The 4,201-nt window shown below is 39.1% G+C and carries 1 protein-coding gene; it reads left to right on the top strand.

Going from position 1 to position 4,201, the window contains the following annotated elements:
* The first annotated feature begins 206 nt into the window (after positions 1–206).
* Positions 207–3,995, top strand: a complete 3,789-nt coding sequence (locus H7U01_RS09880) for a GbpC/Spa domain-containing protein (RefSeq protein WP_201041515.1) — start codon at positions 207–209, stop codon at positions 3,993–3,995.
* The last annotated feature ends 206 nt before the right edge of the window (positions 3,996–4,201 follow it).

The following is a 4,201-nucleotide window of genomic DNA, read 5'->3' as shown; positions in this document are numbered from 1 at the left end:
ATCTATAGCCACTTAATTCTAATTTTCAGAAGAAGTAACATATAAAATTAAGCTATCTATCCTTTTAAATTAAAGAATCAATTAAATAATACTTATAAATTGAAAATGAGTGTAAAATTTTAAAAAAATTAAGATGATTCTATTGACAGAAAATTTAAAAGTGATAGACTTTAGGTGTTAAGAAAATATAGAAGGAAATGTGTGATATGGGAAGAAAAGATTCACAACGTTTTTCAATCAGAAAGTATAGCTTTGGAGCTGCTTCTGTTCTTTTGGGTACAACCATTCTTGCGATGGGGGCAACTGGTGTACATGCAGATGAGGTTTCAACTTCAGCTGCTACTGATACACCACTTAGTGCTTCTGTACTAACAGATACTGCTGCTGATCCGGCAACAACTGTTGATCATTCGGAGAAGCAAGTTGTTTCTGTCAAAGAAGAAGGAAATACCACTGTAACAACAAGTGTTGTTACAACTGATAGTCTTGAGGATGCTAAAACTTCTGCGGTAAAAGAAGGGGTAGAAGTCGAAGAAACTGCACCTCAAACACATACATCCCTAGAGGGTGCTATTGCTGACAATCAAGCTCAATCAAAAGAGATTAATACGGTTGTTTCGGATTATCAGAAAGCAAAAGAAAGCCACAAAAAAGATGTAGCTGAGTATGATAAAGCTAAGGCTGAGTACGATGCTAAAGTGGCCGAAAAAGCAGCAGCTGATAAAGCAAACGCTGCTTCTAAAGCACAGTATGATACTGATCAAGCTGCTTATGAAAAAGGGTTAGCTAAATACCAAGCTGATAAAAAAGCCTATGATGCAGCATTGGAAGAGTATAATACTCAAAAATTAACTTATGATTTTAAAGTAGCAGAAAAAGCAGCTGCTGATGCAGCTAATGCTAAGTCAGAAGCCGATTACAAGGTACAGTTGGCCGTTTATGAAACTGCTAAAAAGAACTATGAAGCTGCTATGGCTCAGTATACTAAAGACAAGGCAAAATATGATGCTGAGAAGGAAGCTTATGATGCTAAAGTAGCAGAAAAAGTTCGTACAGAAGTTGAAAACAAGGCTGCTCAAGAGCGGTATGAGAAAGATTTAGCTACTTATAATGCCGCTTACGAAAAATATCAAAGCGATTTGGCTGCCTACAAGACTGCTAAAGCAGCCTATGATGCTAAAGTAGCAGAAAAAGCAGCCGCTGATGCAGCTAATGCAAAAGCTAAATCTAAGTATGATGCAGAAATGGTCACATACAACGCAGCTTTGTCTGAATATAAGGCAAATAAGGCTCTGTATGATGCAGCTCTAGCTGAATACAACACGAAAAAAGCAGCCTATGATGTGAAAGTAGCTGAGAAAACGCAAGCAGAAATTACAGATAAGGCTGCTCAAGAGCAATATGAAAAAGATCTTACTGCATACAATACAGCTTATGAAAAATATCAAACTGATTTAGCGACTTATAATGCAGCTAAAGCAGCCTACGATGCTAAAGTAGCAGAAAAAACAGCAGCTGATAAGGCAAATGCGGAAGCTAAAGCCAAGTATGATGCAGAAATGGCTGTTTATAATACAGCTAAAGCACAATACGATAAAGATTTACAAGAATACCAAGCTAAGAAAGCGCAATACGATAAAGATAAAGCAGCCTATGATCAACTTGTTGCTATTAAAGCAGAAGAAGATGCTGCAAAAGCTAAGTATGAGGTTGAGCTTGCAAAATACAATGTAGATTTAGAGCAATACGGCAAAGATTTTGCTACCTACCAAACAAAACTTGCTGAATATCATACAGCTTTGGCACAGTACAAAGATGCTAAAGCAGCCTATGATAAGTACATGAATGATAATGGTTTCCAAGATCTAAAAGATGTAGAAACTGTTCAAGATTTGACCTTCCAACGTGAAGGTGGAGCCATTCATACCATCGATGGCATCAGTGCTTATCTCACTCGTGATGCTCAAGCTCGTTTGAATACAAGCAATGTACATCAGTATGATTCCAATAAATTGGAAGCTTCAGATATTGTAGCAACTACTCCTTGGGCCAATAATGAAACTGAATTTATTCAAATTAAGGAAGGCGATAAATTTGTTGTTACTTATGATAACTTGAATCAGTCAAGCATGCGTGAAAATACGGATATGCATCCGATCAAGCGCGTGATTTATCGCTATGAAATTTTGAGTCTTCCATCAAATGACGGTAAAGGAATTGCAGCCGTTAGCTCAGACCCAACTGTAACACTAACAGTCGGTGCTTCAACAGACCAAAATAAACCCGTTAAAGTTGCTGTAGATGTTGAATTCTATGATGGTAATGGCAATAAGTTTGATTTGACACAGCACAATGCGATTGTTGCTTTGAACTCTCTTAACCACTGGACAGGTGCTTCTTATGTAGATAGTGGGGATAAACCTCGTGCCCTTACAGTAGAAGCCAAGGATAAAAATGGTAACACTGTTCGAGGAACTTGGAATCCATATGCAGATGGTTCATCAATGAGCATTGAAAACAATGCAGTTGTTGTTAAAAATGGAACAGCTGACTTTGGTACTGCTGACGTCACTATCTCTGCTGAAAACCCAATCAAGATTGTGGCACAAAAAGCAACGTGGAATGGTAGTGAATTTACAGTTAGTGAAGAAACTGTTATTGACGCAACTTCAGTCAATGTTTCAGGTGCTGGGAATGGTCACTCTATCGGAACAGATGAGTTCACATTAGACGGTAAAGATGATGTTATCGGTTCTTATACGATTGATTCAACTTCAGGACGTATCATCTTTACTCCTAAGAAGAAATTTGAAAATGTAGAGCACCAAGAATCTGTAAATGTTGGAAACAATAAATACATTCCAATTCCAAATTCAAGTGTTTCTTATGATTCTGCTACAAAAGAGGTGACATCATTTAAAGATAACCAATACATTGAACATGGATCTATCTTTAATGGTGAATCTTCAACGACTCTTGAAGGTTGGGATAATCCATCTTCTCCATACCTCTATTATGGTGGAGCAGGCTTGAAGATGGCTGATGGTCACTTGGTATTTACGGCTAATGGAGCTAATGCTGCTGGTCAACCAACAGTATATTGGTTTGCGATTAACTCAAATGTTGGTATTCCAAAAAATCCAGGTGAAGCGCCAAAAGAGCCAACAGCTCCTGAAGAACCAAAGGCTCCAACACCACCAACGATTACATTGGAAGTTCTTCCAGCGGTACCAACAGAACCAACTCCGCCAACAGCCCCTACGGCACCAACAGAACCTAACTATACAGTTGTTACAGTTGATGCAGAGGAGCCTAAGGCTCCAACAGAACCAAAAGCTCCAACGCCACCAACTCCGACAGTTGTTGAAGTTCCAGCGGAACCAAGCAAACCAGAAGAACCTAAAGCGCCAACACCACCGACAGAACCTAACTACACTGTTGTTACAGTTGATGCAGAGGAACCTAAGGCTCCAACAGAACCAAAAGCTCCAACGCCGCCAACTCCAACTTTAGTTGAAGTGCCAGTAGAGCCACGTAAGATTACGGCACCAGTAGAACCTAAGGCTCCGACTCCACCTACACCTGTAGTTGTAGAGGTACCTGGTGAGCCAACAAAACCAACGCCACCAACAGAGCCAACAGCTCCAACACCACCAACTATGGTCACAGTTAATGTTCCTAATAAACCTGTTTCACCTAAAGAACTTGTAGCTCCTAAGGTAAAATGGCATAAAAATTATCTTGTTGAGCGCATAACACGTCCAGTACCAACGACGCCACCAACTCCTCAAAAACCAAAAACTCCTGGAACACCTACAGGACCAAGCGTTACACCAACTTCTTCTATAGTTGCTAAGCAAGAAACAGAAAGAACTAATAGCGCCGTATTGCCAGAAACAGGTGACTCTAACCAAAAATTAGCATCTGTAACAGGTCTAGGCCTGCTTTCAATGGCCCTTTCAGGTCTATGGTCAGCTCGCAAACGTAAACATTAATAAGATAAAATGAAAGATTAGGTTGTTTTGCTATGCAAGACAGTCTAGTCTTTTTTTGTTACTTATTCTTTGCATATTATCGGCATAAATAAGTTTGAATGTTAAAACTAATAGGGCAAACGAGAGGACATGATTTAGGTGAAATAGCTATCCAAAAGCTAAATATCACTATGAAAAGTAAAATGAAAGCTTATAGTTGATTGTTT

It is taken from the genome of Streptococcus sp. 21.1 (assembly GCF_016648635.1).
Classification (GTDB): domain Bacteria; phylum Bacillota; class Bacilli; order Lactobacillales; family Streptococcaceae; genus Streptococcus.
Note: the sequence above shows the minus strand (reverse complement) of the source record. Positions and strands in the feature narration are given on the sequence as shown.

Coding starts and splice junctions, on each gene's coding strand:
- H7U01_RS09880 (WP_201041515.1), top strand. CDS start 207: ATGGGAAGAAAAGATTCACAACGTTTTTCAATCAGAAAGTATAGCTTT.